Source organism: Sphingomonas soli NBRC 100801 (assembly GCF_001591025.1).
Taxonomy (GTDB): Bacteria; Pseudomonadota; Alphaproteobacteria; order Sphingomonadales; family Sphingomonadaceae; genus Sphingomonas; species Sphingomonas soli.
The window spans coordinates 186799-208282 of the sequence record NZ_BCTZ01000004.1; the positions used below are offsets into that span (position 1 = coordinate 186799).

18 protein-coding genes are annotated in these 21484 nt (G+C 63.1%); 11 read left to right on the top strand and 7 right to left on the bottom strand.

Going from position 1 to position 21484, the window contains the following annotated elements:
• Positions 1–39 precede the first annotated feature (39 nt).
• The gene (dnaE, locus tag SSO01S_RS04415) at positions 40–3516 is read right to left on the bottom strand and encodes a DNA polymerase III subunit alpha (protein ID WP_066795756.1); all 3477 of its coding nucleotides are present in this window, start codon (positions 3514–3516) and stop codon (positions 40–42) included.
• A 319-nt stretch (positions 3517–3835) separates the two neighbouring features.
• Between dnaE and SSO01S_RS17515 the strand changes: the two genes are divergently transcribed.
• Both SSO01S_RS17515 and SSO01S_RS04430 read left to right on the top strand, forming a co-directional pair.
• Complete coding sequence (locus tag SSO01S_RS17515) at positions 3836–4312, top strand: division/cell wall cluster transcriptional repressor MraZ (RefSeq protein ID WP_157073635.1); 477 nt, start codon at positions 3836–3838, stop codon at positions 4310–4312.
• A 1-nt stretch (position 4313) separates the two neighbouring features.
• Complete coding sequence (locus tag SSO01S_RS04430; protein ID WP_066795762.1) at positions 4314–4739, top strand: hypothetical protein; 426 nt, start codon at positions 4314–4316, stop codon at positions 4737–4739.
• A 511-nt stretch (positions 4740–5250) separates the two neighbouring features.
• Here the strand turns inward: SSO01S_RS04430 and SSO01S_RS04435 are convergent.
• From SSO01S_RS04435 to SSO01S_RS04450, 4 genes are all read right to left on the bottom strand, one after another.
• A complete protein-coding gene (locus SSO01S_RS04435) occupies positions 5251–5727 on the bottom strand; it encodes a glutathione peroxidase (protein WP_066795765.1) in 477 nt (158 codons plus the stop codon).
• Positions 5724–6398 (bottom strand): ABC transporter ATP-binding protein, encoded by a 675-nt coding sequence (locus SSO01S_RS04440; protein WP_066795768.1) that lies wholly within the window; start codon positions 6396–6398, stop codon positions 5724–5726. Before SSO01S_RS04440 ends, SSO01S_RS04435 begins: the two co-directional genes overlap by 4 nt.
• A complete protein-coding gene (locus SSO01S_RS04445; RefSeq protein ID WP_066795771.1) occupies positions 6391–7641 on the bottom strand; it encodes a lipoprotein-releasing ABC transporter permease subunit in 1251 nt (416 codons plus the stop codon). Before SSO01S_RS04445 ends, SSO01S_RS04440 begins: the two co-directional genes overlap by 8 nt.
• Before the next feature lie 466 nt (positions 7642–8107).
• Positions 8108–10558, bottom strand: coding sequence for a TonB-dependent receptor (locus SSO01S_RS04450; RefSeq protein ID WP_083942840.1), 2451 nt, complete (start codon positions 10556–10558; stop codon positions 8108–8110).
• A 263-nt stretch (positions 10559–10821) separates the two neighbouring features.
• Here SSO01S_RS04450 and SSO01S_RS04455 point away from each other — a divergent pair, with 263 nt between their 5' ends.
• Positions 10822–11289, top strand: coding sequence for an Hsp20 family protein (locus SSO01S_RS04455; protein WP_066795773.1), 468 nt, complete (start codon positions 10822–10824; stop codon positions 11287–11289).
• A gap of 370 nt (positions 11290–11659) precedes the next feature.
• On the opposite strand, the gene pyrG is transcribed toward SSO01S_RS04455, so the two are convergent.
• Entirely contained in the window at positions 11660–13294 is a 1635-nt protein-coding gene (gene pyrG, locus SSO01S_RS04460) for a CTP synthase (RefSeq protein WP_066795775.1), read from the bottom strand.
• 113 nt (positions 13295–13407) lie between these two features.
• Complete coding sequence (gene secG / locus SSO01S_RS04465) at positions 13408–13797, bottom strand: preprotein translocase subunit SecG (protein WP_066795777.1); 390 nt, start codon at positions 13795–13797, stop codon at positions 13408–13410.
• 217 nt (positions 13798–14014) lie between these two features.
• Between secG and SSO01S_RS04470 the strand changes: the two genes are divergently transcribed.
• The 8 genes from SSO01S_RS04470 (at position 14015) to eda (ending at position 21464) form a co-directional block, all read left to right on the top strand.
• Entirely contained in the window at positions 14015–14368 is a 354-nt protein-coding gene (locus SSO01S_RS04470) for a MarR family transcriptional regulator (RefSeq protein WP_066795779.1), read from the top strand.
• A gap of 118 nt (positions 14369–14486) precedes the next feature.
• Complete coding sequence (locus tag SSO01S_RS04475) at positions 14487–14681, top strand: SH3 domain-containing protein (protein ID WP_245646578.1); 195 nt, start codon at positions 14487–14489, stop codon at positions 14679–14681.
• Positions 14678–15604: an N-acetyl-gamma-glutamyl-phosphate reductase gene (gene argC / locus SSO01S_RS04480; RefSeq protein WP_066795786.1), complete on the top strand. Its 927-nt coding sequence runs from the start codon at positions 14678–14680 to the stop codon at positions 15602–15604. Before SSO01S_RS04475 ends, argC begins: the two co-directional genes overlap by 4 nt.
• 91 nt (positions 15605–15695) lie before the next feature.
• Positions 15696–17147: a glucose-6-phosphate dehydrogenase gene (gene zwf, locus SSO01S_RS04485; protein ID WP_066795790.1), complete on the top strand. Its 1452-nt coding sequence runs from the start codon at positions 15696–15698 to the stop codon at positions 17145–17147.
• A 51-nt stretch (positions 17148–17198) separates the two neighbouring features.
• Complete coding sequence (gene pgl, locus SSO01S_RS04490; RefSeq protein WP_066795794.1) at positions 17199–17906, top strand: 6-phosphogluconolactonase; 708 nt, start codon at positions 17199–17201, stop codon at positions 17904–17906.
• Between the two features lie 57 nt (positions 17907–17963).
• Positions 17964–19784: a phosphogluconate dehydratase gene (edd, locus tag SSO01S_RS04495; RefSeq protein ID WP_066795797.1), complete on the top strand. Its 1821-nt coding sequence runs from the start codon at positions 17964–17966 to the stop codon at positions 19782–19784.
• A gap of 106 nt (positions 19785–19890) precedes the next feature.
• A complete protein-coding gene (gene glk, locus SSO01S_RS04500) occupies positions 19891–20859 on the top strand; it encodes a glucokinase (protein ID WP_066795800.1) in 969 nt (322 codons plus the stop codon).
• A 14-nt stretch (positions 20860–20873) separates the two neighbouring features.
• Positions 20874–21464 carry a bifunctional 4-hydroxy-2-oxoglutarate aldolase/2-dehydro-3-deoxy-phosphogluconate aldolase gene (eda, locus tag SSO01S_RS04505; RefSeq protein WP_066796309.1) on the top strand — a complete coding sequence of 197 codons (591 nt, stop codon included), beginning with the start codon at positions 20874–20876 and terminating at the stop codon, positions 21462–21464.
• Positions 21465–21484: the final 20 nt, after the last annotated feature.

Here is a 21484-nt window from a genome sequence, read left to right on the forward strand (position 1 = left end):
GCCGCGTGGTGCGACGAGAGTCGAGAGGGTGCTATCGGCTCAGGCTACTGCGGCCAGTTGCTCGCGGTCGGCCGTTCTCAGGATGGCCAGGGTGATCCCCTGAAGGTTTTCGATCTTCTGCGCCAGTTCGCCGTCGAGGCGAAAATCGCGGCCCAGGACGAGTTCAGCCTCGCCGTCGGAGATCGGCGCGCGCACGAAGATCTGGCCGCGCCCGCCACGCTGCTCGGAAACCATGCCGGCGAGAACCGGTAATGCCCTCGCGTCGTTGAGCGCGATTTCGAGCACCATCTGTGCGTTGTTCGCCAGGCTCTCGAACGGCTGGACGCGCCGGACGGTGACGCGCGGTGTGTCCTCGCCCGGGCGCTTGTCGAGTTCCACGGTCAGGATTGCGCAGCCCCCCGCGCGCGCGGCGTCCTCCAGGTCCTTGGCGACCAGTTCGTCGAAACAGGTGACCGGCGTCTGCGCACTGGTGTCGCTGATCGTCGCCATCAGATAGCGGTTGCCCCGCGCCGAAGTGCGCCACCGCGCATCCTCGATCAGCGCCGCGACGGCCGCTCCGATCCGCGCCCCTTCGGGTATCGGAATCTCGTTAAGGCTCCCGATGAGCCGGGCGCCGTGGAGCTTGGCGAGATGCTCGTAGCGGTCGAGCGGGTGCGCCTCGAAATAATAGCCGAACGCTTCCTTCTCCGCGCTCGTCCGGTCGGCCATAGACCAATGAGCGCTCTTTGGCAGGGTGATGCCGCCGCCGGGATCGGATTCGCCAAACAGGCCGCCCTGCCCGCTGATCCGGCTTTCATGCGTGCGCTGCGCCACGGCCAGGATCGTCTCGGCGGCGGCAAACACGCCCGCGCGATTGTCCTCCACGCTGTCGAACGCTCCCGCCCCCGCCAGCGTTTCGACCTGGCGCTTGTTGAGGATGCGCGGATCGATCCGCTTCGCGAAATCGTCGAGCGACTTGAAGCGCCCCTTGGCCTCCCGCTCCTCGACCAGCAATTCCATCGCCCTTTCGCCGACGCCTTTCAAAGCGCCCAGCGCGTAGCGGACGGCATAGCCCTCCTGATGCTTCTCGACCGAGAAATCCGCCTGGCTGGCATTGATATCGGGCGGCAGGCACGCGACGCCGAGCCGCCGCATATCGTCCGCGAAGATCGCGAGCTTGTCGGTCTGATGGATGTCATACGCCATCGAAGCGGCGAAGAATTCGTGCGGGTAATGCGCCTTCAGCCAAGCCGTATGATAAGCGAGGAGCGCATAGGCCGCCGCGTGCGACTTGTTGAAGCCATAGCCCGCGAACTTGTCGATCAAGTCGAACAGCTCATTTGCCTTGGCGGCTGGTATCTTGTTGTGCTCCGCGCAGCCCTTCACAAACGTCTCGCGCTGCGCGTCCATCTCCGCCTTGATCTTCTTGCCCATCGCGCGGCGAAGCATGTCCGCGCCGCCCAGCGTATAGCCCGCCAGGATCTGCGCGGCCTGCATCACCTGTTCCTGATAGACGAAGATCCCGTAGGTTTCCTTCAGGATGGGTTCGAGCAGGTCGTGCGGATAGACGATCTCCTCAGTGCCCTGCTTGCGGCGGCCGAAGCTGGGGATGTTGTCCATCGGGCCCGGACGGTAGAGCGAGACGAGCGCGATGATATCGCCGAAATTGGTGGGCCGCACCGCAGTCAGCGTGCGGCGCATGCCTTCGGATTCGAGCTGGAACACGCCAACCGTGTCGCCGCGCTGGAGCAGGTCATAGACTTCGGGATCATCCCAGCCGAGCGTATCGAGCTCGATATCGATGCCCCGATCGGTGAGCAACTCCACCGCGCGCTTGAGCACCGACAGCGTCTTGAGGCCGAGAAAGTCGAACTTCACCAGCCCCGCCGCCTCGACATATTTCATGTCGAACTGCGTCACCGGCATGTCAGAGCGCGGATCGCGGTAAAGCGGCACGAGCTGCGCCAGCGGCCGATCCCCGATCACCACGCCGGCGGCGTGCGTCGACGAGTGACGCGGCAACCCTTCCAGCCGCATCGACAGGTCGATCAGATGGCGCACCCCCTGATCGTTCTTATACTCGGCATGAAACTCGCTGACGCCGTTCAGCGTGCGCTCCAGCGTCCACGGATCGGTCGGGTGGTTCGGGATCTGCTTGGCCAAGCGGTCGACCTGGCCATAGCTCATCTGCAGCACCCGCCCGACATCCTTGAGCACGGCGCGCGCCTTCATCGTACCGAAGGTGATGATCTGCGCGACGGTGTCGCGGCCATATTTCTGCTGAACGTAGCGGATTACCTCGCCGCGCCGGGTTTCGCAAAAATCGATATCGAAGTCGGGCATCGAAACGCGTTCCGGATTGAGGAAGCGTTCGAACAGCAGGCCCAATTTCAAGGGATCGAGATCGGTGATGGTCAGCACCCATGCGACCACCGAGCCGGCTCCCGAACCACGGCCCGGCCCCACCGGAATATCGTGCGCCTTCGCCCATTGGATAAAGTCGGCAACGATCAGGAAGTAGCCAGGGAAGCCCATCTGAATGATGACGTCGAGCTCGAACTCGAGCCGGTCCTCATAGGGCTTCCGCTCCTCGGCGCTGGTTATCCCTGCTTTAGCGAGGCGCGCATCGAGGCCCTGCCACGAAAGTTCGCGCAGCATCGCCGCCTCGCCTTCGCGGTCGCCCGCAAGGCTCGGCAGGATCGGCTTGCGCTTTGGCGCAGCGAATGCGCAGCGCTGCGCGACCACCATGGTATTGGCGATTGCCTCTGGCAGATCCGCGAACAGCGATTTCATGTCGGTCGCCGACTTCATCCAGGCGTCGGGCGAGGAGCGCGGTCGATCGTCGCTGGCGATGTAAGACGAATTGGCGATGCAAAGCATCGCATCATGCGCCTCGTGAAAGCTCTGCTCCGCGAAGCTGCTTGGATTGGTCGCGACCAGCGGCAGATCGCGGGCATAGGCAAAGTCGAGCAATTTGGGCTCAGCGCGCCCCTCCACCTCGTCGAGTCGACGGACGATCTCGATATAGAGCCGGTCGGGGAACAGCGCCTGAAGGGACTCCGCATAGGCTTCGGCCGCAACGTACTGCTGCTCGGCGTAGAGCCGCGCCAGCGCGCCTTCCGATCCTGCGGTCAGGCAGATCAACCCATTGGTCCGCCCCTCCAGATCCGCGAAGGTTACGTGCGCGTCCTCCTCAATCGGGCGATCGAGATGCGCCATGGAGACGAGATCGCACAGATTCTCGTACCCGGTCTGATCCTGCGCATAGAGCGCCAGCCAGTCGATCGGCGCGGTCACGCCATCGGGCATATTCGGGCGCCTGACCGCCAGCAGCGTACCGATGACCGGTTGCACGCCGGCTTTCATGCAGGCTTCGGAAAAGGGCATCGCCGCATACAAGCCGTTGCGATCGGCCAGCGCCACGGCGGGAAAGCCCAGCTCGCGCGCTCGCTTGGCGATCGCCTTTGGTTCGATCGCGCCTTCAAGCATGGTGAAACAGGAGAAAACCCGAAGCGGTACGAATCCTGAGTGCGCCATCGGATCTAGCTACGTCCAAGCGTCCGCGAAGACCAGCGCGAGCGCCTACTTCATCCACAGGATTTGGAGAAAACCGTGCCGTTACGCCGCGTTGCCTAAGGGGTGCCCCTTAACGGCCTGTTTCGGAACGGAAGCGTCCGGAATAGCGACTCGCACAATAAATCGCAAAAACCAAAAAATGGTTAATTCGTTTCGTCGATAAAACGGAACGGTTCATCGGAGGGCCAGATTCGGGCTGTAATATGGCACGAATAAGGCATCCATCCCGCAGCGATGCGTTCCGATGGATCAGCTGAGGGAAGTTTGAGTCGAGGCGCGTATGAGTATCTATTATCTAGGGAGCGAGATTTGCGAAGTTGCGGCGGATGGCAGCGTAGCCATCCCTGCCTTTGTTAACGAAGCTATCGCAGACAAAGCCGCCGAAATCCTCGTCGCCAAGCACGAGTCCGAGGCTTGCCTGATCGGCTACGGGCGCGATCACCTTGCCCGGCTCGCCGAGCGCAACGAGCGTCGGCGCCTGGACGGCGAAGCGCGCGGCGAAAGCGCCGGCGCGCATTATCACCGGATGCGGCGCAGCTTTGCGCTAACCGACCGGCTACCGCGAAATGCTACGCGGCTCACTCTGTCCGGCGCGATGCGCCATTTGGGCAGGATCGAGCGCCACGCGCTGTTCGTCGGCGCCGGCGACAGCTTTGAAATCTGGAACCCCGCGATCGCAATGCAATGCGACGACGAACAATTCCGCGATCTGGCAGCCTTTCGTCTTGAGGCTCTGGGCGCGCAGGGAGTGCATTGAGATGACTATGCTTTGCGCCATCGCCGGGCACAGCGCCGGCACCACCCACCACCAGAACCAGGGCCTGGATTTCGCGATTTGCCACCGTTGCGGCTGCGATTTGATCCGGGCCGAGGGCGAAGACTGGACCGAAGTGCCCAAGGGCTTTCGTATCGTCTGGCGCGAATTCGGGCGAGCGGATGACGCGGCCTCCGTCGCGGCGAGGATGCAGCGCATGGTGCCGCCGGCCCGCCGCCGGGATCCGCGCAACGCCCGGCCGAAACCGCGCCGCGATCCGCGCGGCAAGCCTTTCAAGGGCGCGACCAGCATGATCGGCATGCTCGCAGGACTGCGCACGCTGATCGAAGGTGAAGAGAAGGCCGATACCCAGGCGATGGAGCCTAATGGCCAGTACGTGATCTGCCTGCCTTACGCGGGCAATCGTTAAGGGGGCGGCGTGCGTCTTGGCGCGCACGCCGTTCTCACGCGCGGTGGTGGGGTGCCCTCCTCCCGCCCCACCACTTGCGCGTTATATCCAAGATGGAGGCAATGACGGCGGATTTACCGCACCCACCGGATCTGCCTTCCGTTCCGGAGCAAGTTCCGCTGGCACCATCTGAGGTCAACGCCAGCCTGACCGGATGCGCTATCTGCTCCTTGCGGCACTTCTCGCCACCGGCCCCGCGGTCAATCCATGCAGCGCGGGGCGCTCGGGATCGGGCTGCTGCCGTATCTGCACCAAGGGCAAGGCATGCGGCGATAGTTGTATCGCCCGGCACCTGACCTGCCGCAAACCGCCGGGGTGCGCGTGTGACGCGTAGGCTGTTGCTAAGGTCTTCCCCGTTACCTCGGACTTGTTCCGCGGCCCACCGGGCAACACGGTAGCCGCTTGAGCCTCTTGGCAGTCGCATGCCGAGGGGTGGATCTCAAGACAAGCCCGGGATGACGATTGTGCTTCTTTAAAGCAGCTTCGCGATATCCGCCTCGATCGCCTCGGGCTTGGTGGTCGGCGCGTAACGCCGGATGGTCTTGCCCGAGCGGTCCACCAGGAACTTGGTGAAGTTCCACTTGATCCCCTTTGATCCCAGCACCCCCGGCGCTTCCGTCTTGAGATGCTGGAACAACGGCGCCGCCTGCGGCCCATTTACGTCGATCTTGGGAAATACCGGGAAGGTCACGTCATAGGTGAGCGTGCAGAAGTTCGCGATCTCGGCAGCGTCGCCGGGTTCCTGCGCGCGGAACTGGTTGCACGGGAATGCCAGCACCGCGAATCCGCGATCCTTATACTTCCGGTACAGCGCCTCCAGTCCCTCATATTGCGGCGTGAACCCGCATTTGGAGGCGGTGTTGACGATCAGCAGCACCTGCCCCGCATAGGGCGAAAGGTCCGCCTCACCCGTGGCGGTGTTCACGGGAATTTCGGTGATCCTAGTCATTCAAGGATCCCGTCATGCAGCCGCACCACGCGGTCCATCCGTTCAGCGAGGCGTTCGTTGTGCGTGGCGATCAACGCTGCCGATCCCTCGCCCCGCACCAGATTCAGGAATTCGGCGAAAACCTTGTCCGCGGTTGCTTCGTCCAGATTGCCGGTGGGTTCGTCAGCGAGGACGAGTGCCGGGCGGTTGGCGAGCGCACGGGCGACCGCGACGCGCTGCTGCTCACCGCCGGAGAGTTGGTTCGGCCGATGCGTCAGGCGTCCGCCCAGCCCCAGCGTAGTAAGCAGATGCTCGGCGCGCTTGTCTGCATCCGCGTGGGTGGCGCCGTGGATCATCTGCGGCAGCACCACATTCTCGATCGCGTTGAAATCGGGAAGCAGATGGTGGAACTGATAGATGAAGCCCAGGCTGTCGCGCCGAACCTCGGTGCGGCCGGCATTGTCGAGCTGGGCCGCTTCCTTGCCGCCGATGCGGATCGAGCCTTCGAAGCCGCCTTCGAGCAGACCGACCGCTTGCAGCAACGTCGATTTTCCCGAGCCGGAGGGGCCTAGCAGCGCGACGATTTCGCCCGCATGCACATCGAGTTCCACGCCGCGCAGGACGTGGAGGGTCGTCTCGCCCTGGGTGAAGCTGCGCTTGAGCGCGCGGGTCTGGAGGATCGGCTCACTCATAGCGGAGCACCTGCACCGGATCGGTGCTCGCGGCCTTCCACGCGGGGTATAGCGTCGCGAGGAAGCAGAAGAGCAAGGCCATCACGCAGATGCCGATCGTCTCGAACGGGTCGGTCTTTGCGGGGAGTTCGGTCAGGAAGCGCATCGACGGGTCCCAGATCTGCTGGCCGGTGACCAGGCCGATAAGCTGGACGACCTGCGCGCGGAATGTGATGAACAGGAAGCCGAGCGCCGCGCCTGCCGCCACGCCCACCGCGCCGATCGCGGTGCCGACGGTCACGAAGATCCGCATCAGCCCGCCGCGGGTCGCGCCCATCGTTCGCAGCACCGCGATGTCGCGCATCTTGGCGCGGACCAGCATGATCAGCGACGATACGATATTGAACGAAGCCACGACGAGAATGATCGAAAGCACCACGAACGACACGATCCGATCGACCGCAAGAGCCTCGAACAGCTCGCGGTTCATCATGCGCCAATCAGTTATCTGCCCGCGGCTTCCCACCTTGTCCACCAGCGGAGCAAGTATCCTACTGACCTTGTCGGGGTTGTTGGTATCGATCTCCACCATCGAGACTCCGTCCCCCAGCAGAAGCAGAGTCTGCGCGTCGGGAATCGGCATAATCACGAATATCTTGTCGAAATCGTAGATGCCCACCTCGAAGATCGCGGCCACCGTATATTGCACCACGCGCATATTGGTGCCGAAGGGCGTGGCGACGCCTTGCGGATTGATGATCGAGATCTTGCTACCGATCGTGGCCCCAAGCGATTCGGCGAGGCGGCTACCGATCGCGACCTGCTCCGCGCCATCCTTCAGGCTGGCGAGTGAGCCTAGCACTTCCTTGCCCTTAAGCGCCGGGTTGTTACGGATGTCTTCCACCCGCATCCCACGAACCTGCGCGAACTCGACGCGACCGTTGAAGCTGGCGAACAAGGGTTGCTCGATCAACGGCGTGGCATCCGTGACTCCCGGCGTGGCCTTCGCATCGGCTACCACCTGCTGCCAGTCGCGCAACTGGCCGCCATAGCCCTGCACCACGGCATGGCCATTCAACCCCGTGATCTTGTCGAACAGCTCGGCGCGGAAGCCGTTCATAACGCTCATTACGACGATGAGCGCAGCAACACCGAGCATAACCGCGACAAGGCTGAAGCCGGCGACCACGGCAATAAACGCCTCGCTGCGCCCGGGCAGCAGGTAGCGGCGGGCAATCATCCGCTCATAGCGCGAAATCAGCATCGGTTTTCCGGAGCGGATATGGTCATCAGAACACGGCTCTAGGGCAGGTTCGCGGGAGCTGGCAATGCGCCGCAGCCAATTCCCATCGTGCATAGGTATGTTGCGGAATCGACACAGGGTGACGTCAAACTGTCGCCCGCCGCTCCAAAGCCGGTGACAAACCCGGCTCTCGCTCGTAGCAAACCCTTGTCGAAACGCAGGCAGTAATGGCCGTGGTTCGGGGAGGGCTTAGTCCCGCTCGTTGGCAAGAACGAGCGTGTGGGCGAGGCCTGACAAAGGGGGCTGACGCGCAATCGTCACGCAGGCGGCCGGGCTGGAAACAGTCCGGCCGTTTCGCATTCTGCCTCCCGGCGCCACCACCCTTGCGACGAAGGCCCCGGGGCGATGGGAATAGGGAGGAGGATGCGCGCAGCTTCCTCCTCCCTCCAGCGCCGCCCGGCCATGGCACGGCACCAGCTCGAAACGATCAGAACGATGCGCTGATCGTAAGCCCATAGGTACGCGGATCGCCCGGCTGGCCGACGATGAGCCCGGTATTGCTCGGGCCGACTGTCAGCTGCTCGAAATACTCCTTGTCCAGCGCATTCCGCACCCAGCCATAGATGTTGAAGCCCTCGCTGCTGCGGAAACCGAGTCGGACATTGGCGAGCGTATAACCCTCCACCCAAGTATAGGCCGATGCCGAAGGGTTGGAGGAAAAGCTCGAGCGGGAATTGGCATCGACGCCCAGATACACTTGCCCCTCCTTGCCAAACAGGTTGACCGGCACATTGCCCTCGGCACCGTAGGAGAAGGCCCACTTGGACACGCCCGGCAGCACCTGCCCCGAAATGTCGCAATTGGCGGGGCTGAGTCCGCCCGGGGTCCCCGGAGCGCTTGGGGTCTGCCCCCCGCCCACTGCGGTGCCCCCCGCCAGTTCGGGCGGGCACGGCGCATCGACGAACTCCACATATTTCGCATCGGTGTAAGCTGCATTGCCATAGGCGGTGAAGCGCTCGCTCGGCCGGATCGAGAAGTCCGCTTCGACACCCTGGACGCGCACCTTCTCCGCATTGGCGAGATACCCGCGAAGCACGCCAAGCTGCCCGTTGGTGACGGTCGCCTGATAGTCGTCGATGGTCGTGCGGAAGGCCGAGAGGTTCAGCGTCGCGCGGCGATCAAGGAACTGCGCCTTGATACCAATCTCGAAGTGGTTGACCGACTCTGGCTTGATCGTGCCGGCAGCGGTGATCGGGTTGCCAGCCGCGTCGGTCGGCAGGCCGTTCTGGTTGATGCCACCCGACTTGAACGACTTTGCGTAGGTGCCATAGGCCAGCACATCCTGCGCCAGCTTATAGCTGAGCGTGAGATCATAGCTGAAGTTCCACGCGCTGAATTCGGGCGAACTGAGCTGCGGCGCGAAGACGCCGCGCTGAGCAACCTTCACCGGATCGGTCTGCCCGAAGAGCACGGGATTGCCCTGCCCGTCGAACACGCGCCGCTGATAGAATCCTTCCTTCTTGTCATAGTTCAGCCGCACGCCGGGCTGGATGGTGAGACCTGGCGCGATTTCCCAATCGACCTGACCAAACAGCGCGGCACTGGTGTTCTTCAGATACTGGGTGTTGAGCGCGACGAGGCCGTCGAGGATATTGGCGCTGATCTGACCGGCGTTGGTCAGGTTCCAGCGACTCGATGCGGCGCCCTGCTGCTCCGTCCCCTGGGTATCGATGCGCTGGTAGAAGCCGAACGCGCCGATGACGAAGCCGACATCCTTGCCCTTGAAATTGTATCGGAATTCCTGGGTGTACTGATCGTGCTGCGAGGGATTTTGCGACTTCGAGACGATCGGCAGGCCGGTGTAGTCACGGTCGTTCTCGGGCTTCCAGTCCCAGAAGCGCCACGCGGTGACCGAGGTCAGCGTGCCCGGCCCGACATCCCATTTCACCCGCAGCGCAGCGCCGCCGATGATGTTGCCGGCGTTGAGATTGGCGTCGATGTCCGTCACGCGATCGAACGGATTGGTGCTGACCACCTGATAGTTCTGCGCGGCAGCGAGAGCGGCATACTGGCGGGAGAGAACCCGCTGGGTCGCGCCAGTGCGAACGAATACGGTACCGCAGCATTCCGGGTTCTGATCGCTGTAATCGCCGGAGAGCGTGATCGACAGAGTGTCGCTCGGGCGGAACAGCAATTGACCGCGCAGGCCGATATTGTCCTGCTCGTTGATCCAGTTACCGCTGGTTACATTGAAGATCGTTCCGCGGCGGTTGGTCGACGAAACGGCCAGGCGCGCGGCGACATTGCTGCTGAGCGGGCCCGACACCGCAGCCTTGAACTGCTTGAAGTTCAGATTGCCAATCGTGACTTCCGCTTTTCCCTCGAAGTGGAACGTCGGCTGGTTGGTCGTGATGTTGATCGCGCCCGCCGTGGTGTTCTTGCCGTAGAGCGTTCCCTGCGGTCCGCGCAGAACTTCGATCTGAGCGAGATCAAGAAAGTCGAAGGTCGAGGAAGCGGCGCGCGCGTAATAGACGTCATCGACATAGATTCCGACGCCCTGCTCGAAGCCGTCGCTGGTGAGGCCAAACGGTGCGCCGAGGCCGCGGACGTTGATCGCCGAGTTGCGCGGGTTGGATGAATAATATTGCAGGGTGGGCGTGAGTTGCTGAAGCTTGCCGACATTGAAATTGCCGGTGGCATCAACCTGCCCGGCCGATAGCACGGTGATCGAGAGCGGTACTTCCTGCGCGGTTTCCTGACGACGACGGCCCGTCACGACGATCTCGGGCGCCTTATCCTGATCATCATCAACGGCGGGATCGTTAGCGACAGCGGCGGTAGCGGGAGCCGCCACGACCGGGTCCGTCAGGCCATCCGCATGCGTAGAAGAGAGAAGCGAACTCGCCAGGAGCGAAAGGGTTAGTGTGGCTAGGCTCATAAGTTCCCCTTGATGCTTTTGTGTCTGCCCGCCCAATCTCCACTCATTTAGTATGATTTAGCCACAAAGTGAATCTTTGGTAAGCCGAAGCCAGCGTTGGCTCGGTGAATCGCCGTATTCCGGGTTGCCCCGGCGCTCTTGAAACTAAAATTTCGCTACCCAGATTGTAAAAATCCGCCAGGCCAGATGGATGACGGATGAAATGCACCGCGCCTTTGTGCGGGTGCTTGTAGGTTCAACTCGCTCCTTAGGAGGCTTTGAAAATGCGTCAGTTTGATTTCACTCCCTTCCGTCGTTCGACGATCGGCTTTGACCGCCTCTTCGACCTGCTCGAAGCCAGTGCGCGTCAGTCCGTTAGCGAAAACTATCCTCCGTTCAATCTCGAGCGCGTCGCTGAGGACCGCTACCGGATCACGCTGGCGGTTGCCGGCTTCAAGTCCGACGAGATCGACATCACCGCGCAGCAGAACCTGCTGCTCGTCGCCGGCCGCAAGGCAAGCGAGAATGAGAATCACCAAGGAGACTATCTGCACCTGGGAATCGCCAATCGTGGCTTCGAGCGCCGCTTCGAACTCGCCGATTTCGTGCGGGTAGAGCGCGCCGACCTGTCTGATGGCCTGCTCGTGATCGAGCTTGTCCGCGAAATCCCCGAGGCGATGAAGCCCAAGAAGATCGAAGTGAACGGCGCGGGAAAGCCAGCGGCGATCACGCACAAGGCCGAAGCAGCATAGGGCCATGCAAGGCTAGCGGTGCCTTCCTCCCTTTGGGTGCCGCGGCGGGGGGCGTTCGGATTGCGGTCCGGGCGCCCTTTGCTTATTTTTTACAATCCGGCGAGACACCGGAACCTCTGATTCACACCCGCGTTAATGACACTTTGAGCGAGTGGTCGGCGTAGATGCATAAGACATTTGAGAAGGCGGACGATCCGCTCCAAGATGAAGCGGACCGGCTTAGGGAGAAGGCGGCGCAATGTCGGCTGCTCGCGGTCGGAATTGCCGATCGTCAAACCGCCAACGCGCTCAAGGCGCTCGCCGATGAATATGATCGCGACGCATGCGTATCCGCCGTGCCTCCGGCCTCAGGCGGTTGTCGCCGGCTACCTTAGACCAGACGGCTGTGCTTCACTGCCGCCTCGATAAAGCTTGCGAACAAGGGATGCGGGTCGAAAGGCTTGGATTTGAGCTCTGGGTGGAACTGCACGCCTACAAACCAGGGATGATCCGGCCGCTCGACGATTTCGGGCAGTGACCCATCGGGCGACATTCCCGAGAAGACCAGCCCGCCCTGCTCCAGCACATCCTTGTACCGCGTATTGACCTCGTAGCGGTGACGATGCCGCTCGCTGATATCTTCCGAACCATAGATCGAAGCGACGACGCTGTTGCCGCCAAGCTTGGCCTGATAGGCGCCCAGCCGCATCGTGCCGCCCAGATCTCCGCCGGCCTCGCGCTTCTGCAGCCCTTCGGCGGTCATCCACTCGGTGATCATGCCAACCACGGGTTCGTCAGTCGGGCCGAATTCGGTGGTCGACGCGCTTTCGACGCCTTCAGCCCGAACACCCTCGATGCACGCCATCTGCATACCGAGACAGATTCCGAAGAACGGCACCTTCCGCTCACGTGCGAACCTGACGCCGGCAATCTTGCCCTCGCTGCCGCGCTCGCCGAACCCGCCGGGAACCAGGATCCCGTGCATCGGCTCTAGCGCGGCGGTGATCTCTTCCTGATTATCGTGCTCGAACAATTCAGCGTCGAGCCAGCGAATATTGACCTTCACGCGATTGGCGATGCCACCATGGGTCAGCGCCTCGGTGAGCGACTTATAGGCATCCGGAACGCCCATATATTTGCCGACCACGCCGATCGTGACTTCGCCTTCGGGATTCTGCACGCGTTGGACGATCTGCTCCCAGCGGCTGAGATCCGGCTCGCCCTCGGGCTCGATGCCGAATGCCCGGAGCACTTCGGTGTCGAGGCCCTCGCGATGATATTGCAGCGGAACGCCATAAATCGTGTCCGCGTCCAATGCAGGAATGACCGAGGATGCCGGCACATTGCAGAACAGCGCGATCTTGGCGCGATCACTGGCCGGCAGCGGCTTTTCGCTGCGGCAAACGATGACATCCGCGTGAACGCCAAGCGACGCCAGTTCGCGCACGCTGTGCTGCGTGGGCTTAGTCTTAAGCTCCCCGGCAGCGGCGATATAGGGAACCAACGTCAGGTGGACGCTGACTGTCTGGCCGCGGCCCAGATCGTTTCGAAGCTGCCGGATCGCTTCGATGAATGGCAGCGATTCGATGTCGCCCACGGTGCCGCCGATCTCGCACAGCACGAAATCGAGTCCGTCCGTATCGTCCTGCGCGAACGCCTTGATCGCATCCGTGACGTGCGGGATCACCTGAACAGTGGCGCCCAGATAGTCGCCGCGGCGCTCGCGTTCGATGATCGTCTTGTAGATCCGACCGGACGTCACGTTGTCGCTCTGGCGCGACGCGACGCCTGTGAATCGCTCATAGTGGCCCAGATCGAGGTCGGTCTCTGCCCCATCGTCCGTAACATACACTTCGCCATGCTGGTGCGGCGACATCGTGCCCGGATCGACGTTCAGATAGGGATCAAATTTGCGGATACGGCACTTGTAGCCCCGCGCCTGGAGCAGAGCCGCGAGGCTCGCGCCCATGAGACCTTTGCCGAGCGAGGAGACCACGCCGCCGGTGATGAAGATATACCGCGCCATGGGAGAAAACGCCTAACGTGTTTGTACACGCGCCGACAAGCGTCCGACTCCGGACCGGCGCAGAAAAATGTGAATCCTCCTCGGCGCTCCCGCCGGGAAGGCAATGCGAATTATTATTGCGCGAGCGGAACCGCGGAATTGCCCGCAGCGACCGGGGCCGGAGGAGCACCCGGAGCCGCATTGTTGCCGCCAAGCGGCACAGCCGGGGCCGGAGCCGCCGTCGGCGAAGTTACAGGTGCCGAGGGCGCGCGCTGCAACGAGGTGTCAATCGCGGTGGAGTGGCGATTCGCGGCATAGACCGCGAGGCCGATGCTCATCGCGATGAACAGGGTGGCGAGAATCGCGGTGGACCGGGTCAGGAAATCCGCCGCACCGCGCGCGGACATGAGGCCCGAGGGGCTACCACCCGAAGTGAGCCCGCCGCCTTCCGACTTCTGCATGAGAATCACGGTGACCAATAGGGCCGCGATGATGGCGTGGACAACGAGCAGGAAGGTGAACATTTGGAGCCGGACCTGTTGGAAGAAAGGCGGCACATAGGGGAGCCGCCCGGCGCGATCAACCTTTCTGGTCTATCCGGGGGCACCGAATGCGGGGTTCGCTGGATAATAGCCGCATAACATTTCGCGACCGCACTGAAACCGGAGCGCCTCGCGGGCGTTTAGCCTGTGACCTCGAGAGTACCGGGGCCGTAACAACAGAGTTAGAGCCGTGAACGCTATGTCAGATAGCTCGCTGTATTCGTGGAAGAATACGTTGATCGATTATGTGCGATCGGGCGAGCCCGACCTTACCAATCGGCAGATGGCTCTGTTGATGCTCGTCTATCTCGATCCCGGCCCGCATACCGTACGCGGTCTGGCGCGCGCGCTGAACGTGTCGAAACCCGTTGTCACGCGCGCCTTGAACAGATTGGGTTCGCTGGGCTATCTGCGCCGCCAACGCGACGATACCGACAAGAGAAACATATTCGTCGCGAAGACCGCTGAAGGGGCAGATTTTCTTGCAGAATTCGGGCATTTCCTCTCAGGCGAGCACGTCGCCGAGCCCGCCAATCGCCGGGCCAACGCGTAAGCGCTTCGCGCTTACCGGCGTTTCCGCTGCCATCGACCCGCGAGTCGACGCGGTGCGTCCCGATCTGGCCGACGTGCGTCTGGCCGACCGCGTTTTCGCGCCGCATTATGCTGCGCCCATGGCGCGCGAAATCGCCTCGACCGTAGGGCTGCGCGCAAAGCCCGATGCGGATTCGGAGATTCTGACCGAGTTGAGCGCCGGTGAGGCTTTTGAGGTTCTGGAATTGTCCGGCCTGAACGCATGGGGCGTTGCCCCCCGCGTAGGCCTAGTCGGTTACATCGCAGCGAGCGCATTGGCGGCGCCAGCAAAATGACCAAGGTTTTTATCGACGGCGCGGTCGGCACCACCGGCCTGGAAATTCGCGAGCGGCTTTCGACCCGTAGCGAGATCGAATTGATCCTGCTCGACGAGAAAAGCCGCAAGAGCGCGGCCAAGCGCAAGGAAGCCCTAAACGCGGCGGACTTTGTCATCCTCTGCCTGCCCGACGATGCGGCACGTGAGGCGGTCGAGATGATCGAGAACACCACGACGCGCGTGATCGACGCATCGAGCGCGCACCGCGTGGCGGATGGCTGGACCTATGGCTTCTCGGAGCTCGAGCCCGGGCAGTTCGCCGCGATTGCTGATGCGCCGCGCGTATCGAACCCAGGCTGCTATCCCACCGGATTCCTCGCGCTGGTGCGTCCACTGGTCCGCGCCGGGCTGATCCCGGTGGATTTCCCGCTGAGCGTCAATGCTACTTCGGGTTATTCGGGCGGCGGGAAATCGATGATCGCCGAGTTCGAGACCGAGAAGCCCCCTACCGCATTTCGCGCGTACGGCCTGAACCTCGCACACAAGCATGTGCCCGAGATGCAGAAGCATGCGCGCATCGTGCACCCGCCTATCTTCCAGCCCGCCGTTGCCAGCGTTTACCGCGGCATGGTCGTCGAGGTACCGCTGCCTCTCTATGCCTTCACGCGCCGCCCTTCGCTCGAGACGATCGAGAACGTGCTACGCGAAGCGTACAGGGATTCGCCGATCGTCCGCGTGCTCGACGCGGAAACCACTGCGCTTATGATCGAGGAAGAGGCCGGTACGGACCGGCTTTCGCTGCGGGTGTTCGGCAATGCTGACACCGGCCAGGCCAGGCTGATCGCGACGCTCGACAATCTGGGCAAGGGGGCTGCGGGGGCCGCGGTGCAGAACCTTAACATCATGGCGGGGTTCGATCCGGTCGCCGGATTGGTCGTCTGATACGATCCGCTCTCCGAAAGATAGAGTCATAGCGCCTTGATCTTTCGCGCGGCTTCGTGTCTCCCGCTCGCACAACCATGAGAGGCGTTTCATGCGACAGCCCGCGGGCAAATTGCTGCTGTTCGGTGCGACCGGCGATCTTTCCCAGCGGATGCTGCTCCCCTCTCTTTACGGACTGCATGCAGACGGATTGCTGCCCGAAGGGCTGACGATCACCGGCACCGCGCGCTCTGACAAGGACGATGCCGAGTTCCGCGAATTCGCCCGAGCAGCGCTTGAAGAATTCCTGACTGCGGATCGCAAGACCGACAACGCTGTCTCAAGTTTTCTGGAGCGTCTTTTCTATCAGCCGCTCGATGCGTCGAAGACCGAAGGCTTCGCCGCACTCAAGGACAAGATCGGCGACATTTCCGGCGGACTGGCAATTTTCCTGTCGACAGCTCCCTGGCTATTCGGGCCCACCATCAAAGGCCTGGAATCAGGGGGGCTGACCGGGACGAATGTTCGCATCGGACTGGAGAAGCCGCTAGGCTTCGATCTACAGTCCAGCCGCGAGGTCAACGACATCGTGGCCGAGGCATTTCCCGAAGAACGCACTTTCCGTATCGATCACTATCTCGGCAAGGAGACGGTGCAGAACATCCTGGCGCTGCGCTTCGCCAATTCGCTGTTCGAGCCGATCTGGAATGCGCAGGGTATCGAATCTGTGCAGATCACGATTTCGGAAACTGTCGGACTCGAAGGGCGGGCCGAATATTATGATGATGTCGGCGCACTGCGCGACATGGTGCAGAATCACATGCTCCAGTTGCTCGCGCTGATCGCCATGGAGCCCCCTGCCCGCTTCGACGGGACCGCAATCCGCGACGAAAAGGTCAAGGTGCTGCGTTCGCTGCGCCCGATCGGCGACGTCCAGTCGCTGACGGTCACCGGCCAATATGGCGATGGCGCGTCGAAGGGCGAAATCGTCAAGGGATATGAAGCCGAACTCGGCAAGCCATCGGACACCGAAACGTTCGTCGCGATAAAGGCATATGTCGATAATTGGCGCTGGAAAGGCGTGCCCTTCTACCTGCGCACCGGCAAGCGACTGGCGGAACGCCGCAGCGAGATCGTTATCCGGTTCAAGCCGGTCCCGCACTCGATCTTCGCCGAGCGCGGCGGAAAGCTTCAGTCAAACACGCTGGTTATCCGCCTCCAGCCCGAGGAATATGTTCGCCTGCTAGTGATGGCCAAGCAGCCGGGGCTCGACCGTGACGGGGTGCGGCTGGCGGAAGTACCGCTGAACCTGAGCCTGGACCATGAATTCGCTCACACCCGCCGCCGCATCGCGTATGAGCGCCTGCTGCTCGATCTGATCGAAGGCGATCCGACCCTGTTCGTCCGCCGTGACGAAGTCGAGGCGCAGTGGGAATGGATCGATGCCATCCGCCGGGGCTGGGATGCGGCGGGCGTCAAGCCAAAGGCCTATGCTTCGGGGACGTGGGGCCCTAACGCGAGCGTTGCGCTTACCGAGCGCGACGGCGTGACGTGGAACGAATAGACCGCACACCCTATCTGCCATGCAGACAGCAAAAAATTCCAAGGAGCAGTGATGACGACCGAAGTCGAATGGTGGGAATATGATGACGCCGGCGAATGGGCGGATGCCGTTGCAGGCGACATCGGCTTCATCATCGAGAGCGCGATCGACGCTCGCGGCGCTGCTGTCATCGCGCTGGCTGGCGGCAAGACTCCGCTGCCAGTCTATGAAAAGCTTGCGCAGGCCAAGATCGACTGGAAGCGCGTCACGATCGTGCCTGCCGATGATCGGCTGGTGCCACTGGGCGATCCGCTGTCAAACGTCACCGCGATCGGCAAGATCTTCATCCCCAGGGGCGCCCGCGTGATCCCGCTGATCAGCTCGACCGTGAGCGACTATAAGGCAGCTGGTCGCGCCGCCGATGCGATCCTTCAGGATCATCATTGGCCGCTCGACCTGTGCCTGCTCGGCATGGGCGAGGATGGGCACGCCGCATCGATCTTCCCCGGCCCGGATTATGACGAGGCGTTGAACGGCCCGAAGGAACGCCGCGCTTTGGGCGTGATGCCCGATCCGCTTCCCGCCGAGGCGCCGGTCGCCCGGGTGACGCTCAGCCGCGCGGCAATCGTCTCGGCCCGCTCGCTGATCATCGCGATAACGGGTGCGAAGAAGCGCGAAGTGCTGGAGGCGGCCATCGAGCAGGGGGCCTCGTCCAACTATCCGGTCGGACGCATCCTCGCGGATGTGGAGTTGCCGGTCGACATTCACTGGGCGGAGTAATCCCGCCCCCTCCCCCGGCTCTCCGCTGCAAGCGGGGTGCCTTGAGGTTTTCATGCGATGAAACTCCACCCCGAAATCGCGGCCGTCACCGATCGGATCATCGAGCGTTCGCGAACCAAGCGCCAGGCATATCTCGAGCTGATCCAGCGCGAACGCGAATCGGGGGCGGACCGTCCGAAGCTCGGATGCGCCAATCTGGCACACGCCTATGCCGGTACGGACGAACAGCGTGACCTGATGACGCCGGCGAACCGGATGAATATCGGCATCGTCACCAGCTATAACGACATGCTCTCTGCCCATGCGGTCTATTATCGCTACCCGGAGCAGATGAAGATCTGGGCGATCGAGGCTGGCGCCACCGCACAGGTCGCCGGTGGCGTACCTGCGATGTGCGACGGCGTGACTCAGGGCTATGCCGGCATGGAATTGTCGCTGTTCAGCCGCGATACCATCGCCCTCTCCACCGGCATTGCGCTCAGCCACCGCACCTTCGAGGGCGCGGCTTTGCTCGGCATCTGCGACAAGATCGTGCCGGGGCTGCTGATGGGGGCGCTCCCCTTTGGCCACCTCCCGATGGTGATGATCCCAGGCGGGCCGATGCGCACCGGCATCCCAAATAAGGAGAAGGCTGCGGTCCGGGAGGCCTATGCAGAGGGCAAGGCCAGCCGCGAGGAACTGCTCGCCTCGGAAATCGCCGCCTATCACTCGAAGGGTACCTGCACCTTTTACGGCACGGCGAACTCCAATCAGATGATGATGGAGGCCATGGGCCTGCACGTCCCCGGCGCGGCCTTCGCAAATCCTGCCACCAAATTGCGGCAGGAACTGACCCGCGCCGCAGTCCACCGGCTCACCGAGATTGGCTGGAACGGCGAGGATTACCGGCCGATCGGCCATATCGTCGATGAGCGCGCAATCGTGAATGCCGCGATCGCGTTGCTGGCGACGGGTGGCTCGACCAACCATCTGATCCATTTGCCAGCCATCGCGCGATCGGCGGGGATCGCGATCGACTGGGAGGATTTCGACCGCCTCTCTCGCACCATTCCGCTGCTCACTCGCGTCTACCCCAATGGCTCGGCGGACGTGAACGCATTCGAGGACGCGGGCGGGCCGCCCTTCGTGATCCGCGAACTCCTCAAGGAAGGGCTGATGCACGATGATGTGCTGACCTTCGCTTCAGAGGGCATGGTCGCTTATGGCCGCAAGCCACAGATCAAGAACGACAAGCTGGTCTGGCAAGATTGCCCGGCGGAAAGCGTGGACGACAGCATCGTCCGCACCGCAGCCGCGCCCTTCTCACCCGAAGGCGGCTTCCGCATCCTCAAGGGCAATCTCGGTCGCGCCTGCATCAAGGTTAGCGCCGTCGAGCGTGACCGCTGGACGATCGAGGCCCCCGCCCGCGTCTTTTCGACACAACAGGAGGTGCAGGACGCGTTCAAGGCCGGCGAACTGGACCGCGACGTTGTCGTCGTCGTCCGCTTCCAGGGTCCGAGGGCAAACGGCATGCCCGAACTGCACAAGCTCACCCCGCCGCTTGGCGTGCTCCAGAATCGCGGCTTCCGCGTCGCTCTGGTCACCGATGGCCGCATGTCGGGGGCATCGGGCAAGGTGCCTGCTGCGATCCACCTCTCGCCCGAAGCGCTGGGGGGCGGGCCGATCGGCAAGCTTCGCGACGGCGATATCGTCCGGCTCTGCGCCGAGCGGGGCGAACTCCAGGCGTTCGTAGACCCCGCCGAATGGGAAACGCGTGAACAATGCGAGGCTCCGCCCCCTGCCATCGGCACCGGGCGCGAGCTGTTTGCGATGCTCCGCACCCATTGCGACGAAGCCGAGCGCGGCGCTTCGGCGATGCTTTCACAAGCCGGTTTGTGATCGCTCAATAACAATTCGAATGACGCCGCCTCTTTACACGCGCGCCAGTCGCGGGGAGAAAGGCTGCCAACGTTGACAGACAACGCACGGAGGGGACAGGACGGGCATGCATGTTGTCGCGGTCGATATCGGGGGCACCCATGCGCGCTTCGCCATAGCGGAGGTGGCGGACGGTCGCGTCGTCTCGATGACCGAACCCGTGACCCAGAAGGTCGCCGAGCATCCCAGCCTCCAGCTCGCCTGGCAGGCTTTTGGCGATTCGCTCGGCCAGCCTTTGCCCGCCGCCGCGGCGATCGCGGTCGCCTCCCCGATCAACGGCGACCTGATCAAGCTCACCAACAACCCCTGGATCATCCGGCCGGCGCTGATCCCCGAACGGCTGGGCGCCCAGACCTGGACGCTGGTCAACGATTTCGCGGCGATCGGTCATGCCGTGGCCCAACTGAGCCCCGATTCGTTCCTGCACCTTTGCGGCCCTGACCAACCGCTGCCCGACAAGGGCTCGATCACCGTGTGCGGCCCTGGGACCGGGCTGGGCGTCGCCCAGGTGTTCCGCCACCGCGCGGGTTACGACATCATCGCCACCGAAGGCGGCCATACCGATTTCGCCCCGCTCGACGCGATCGAGGATGCGCTCGTGAAGCGGCTGCGCAAGACGTACACCCGCGTCTCGACCGAACGCGTCGTCGCCGGCCCCGGCATCGTCCCGATCTACGAAACACTGGCCGAGATCGAAGGCAAGCCGGTCCATCGGCTGGACGACAAGCAGCTCTGGACGCTCGCGCTGGAGGGCAAGGACGAGCTGGCCATGGTTGCGCTCGACCGCTTCTGCCTCAGCCTCGGCGCGGTCGCGGGCGACCTTGCGCTGAGCCATGGCCCCAGCGGCGTGGTGATCGCAGGCGGTCTGGGCTTGCGCTTGAAGGACCATCTGCTGCAATCGGGCTTCGGCCAGCGGTTCATCGCCAAGGGCCGGTTCCAGGGTCTGATGGCGGGCATCCCGGTGAAGCTCATCACGCACCCCCAACCGGGCCTGTATGGCGCTGCCGCCGCATTCGCGCAGGAGCATGCCCGTTGAAGATCGAAGACATCATGGCCGTGGCCCCGGTGATCCCGGTGCTTGTGATCGAAGACGCCGCGACTGCGCGGCCGCTGGCCGAGGCGCTGGTGAAGGGCGGGCTGCGCGTGCTGGAAGTAACGCTCCGTACCGCTGCCGCGATCGAGGCGATCCGGGAGATGAAGAAGGTGCCCGGCGCGATCGTCGGCGCGGGCACGGTGGTCAACACCGACCAGTTCGAGCAGGTGATGCAGGCCGATGCGGAGTTCATCGTCTCGCCGGGGCTGACCGAGCGACTGGGCGAGGCGATCGTGGGCAGCGGCGTGCCGTTCCTGCCCGGCACCGCGACTGCCGGCGACATCATGCGCGGGCTCGATCTGGGGCTGCGCCACTTCAAGTTCTTCCCGGCGGAAACATCGGGCGGGCTCAAGGCGCTCAAGGCGCTCGCCGCCCCCTTCTACGAGGCCCGCTTCTGCCCGACCGGGGGCATCACCCCCGCGACCGCGCCCGAATGGCTGGCTTTCGATCCGGTGCTGTGCGTCGGCGGAAGCTGGGTAACGCCGAAGGGCGCAAGCATGGCCGAAGTGGAGGCGCTGGCGCGCGACGCGGCAGGGCTGGCGCGCTGAGCCGGGCGCGAAAGGTTACA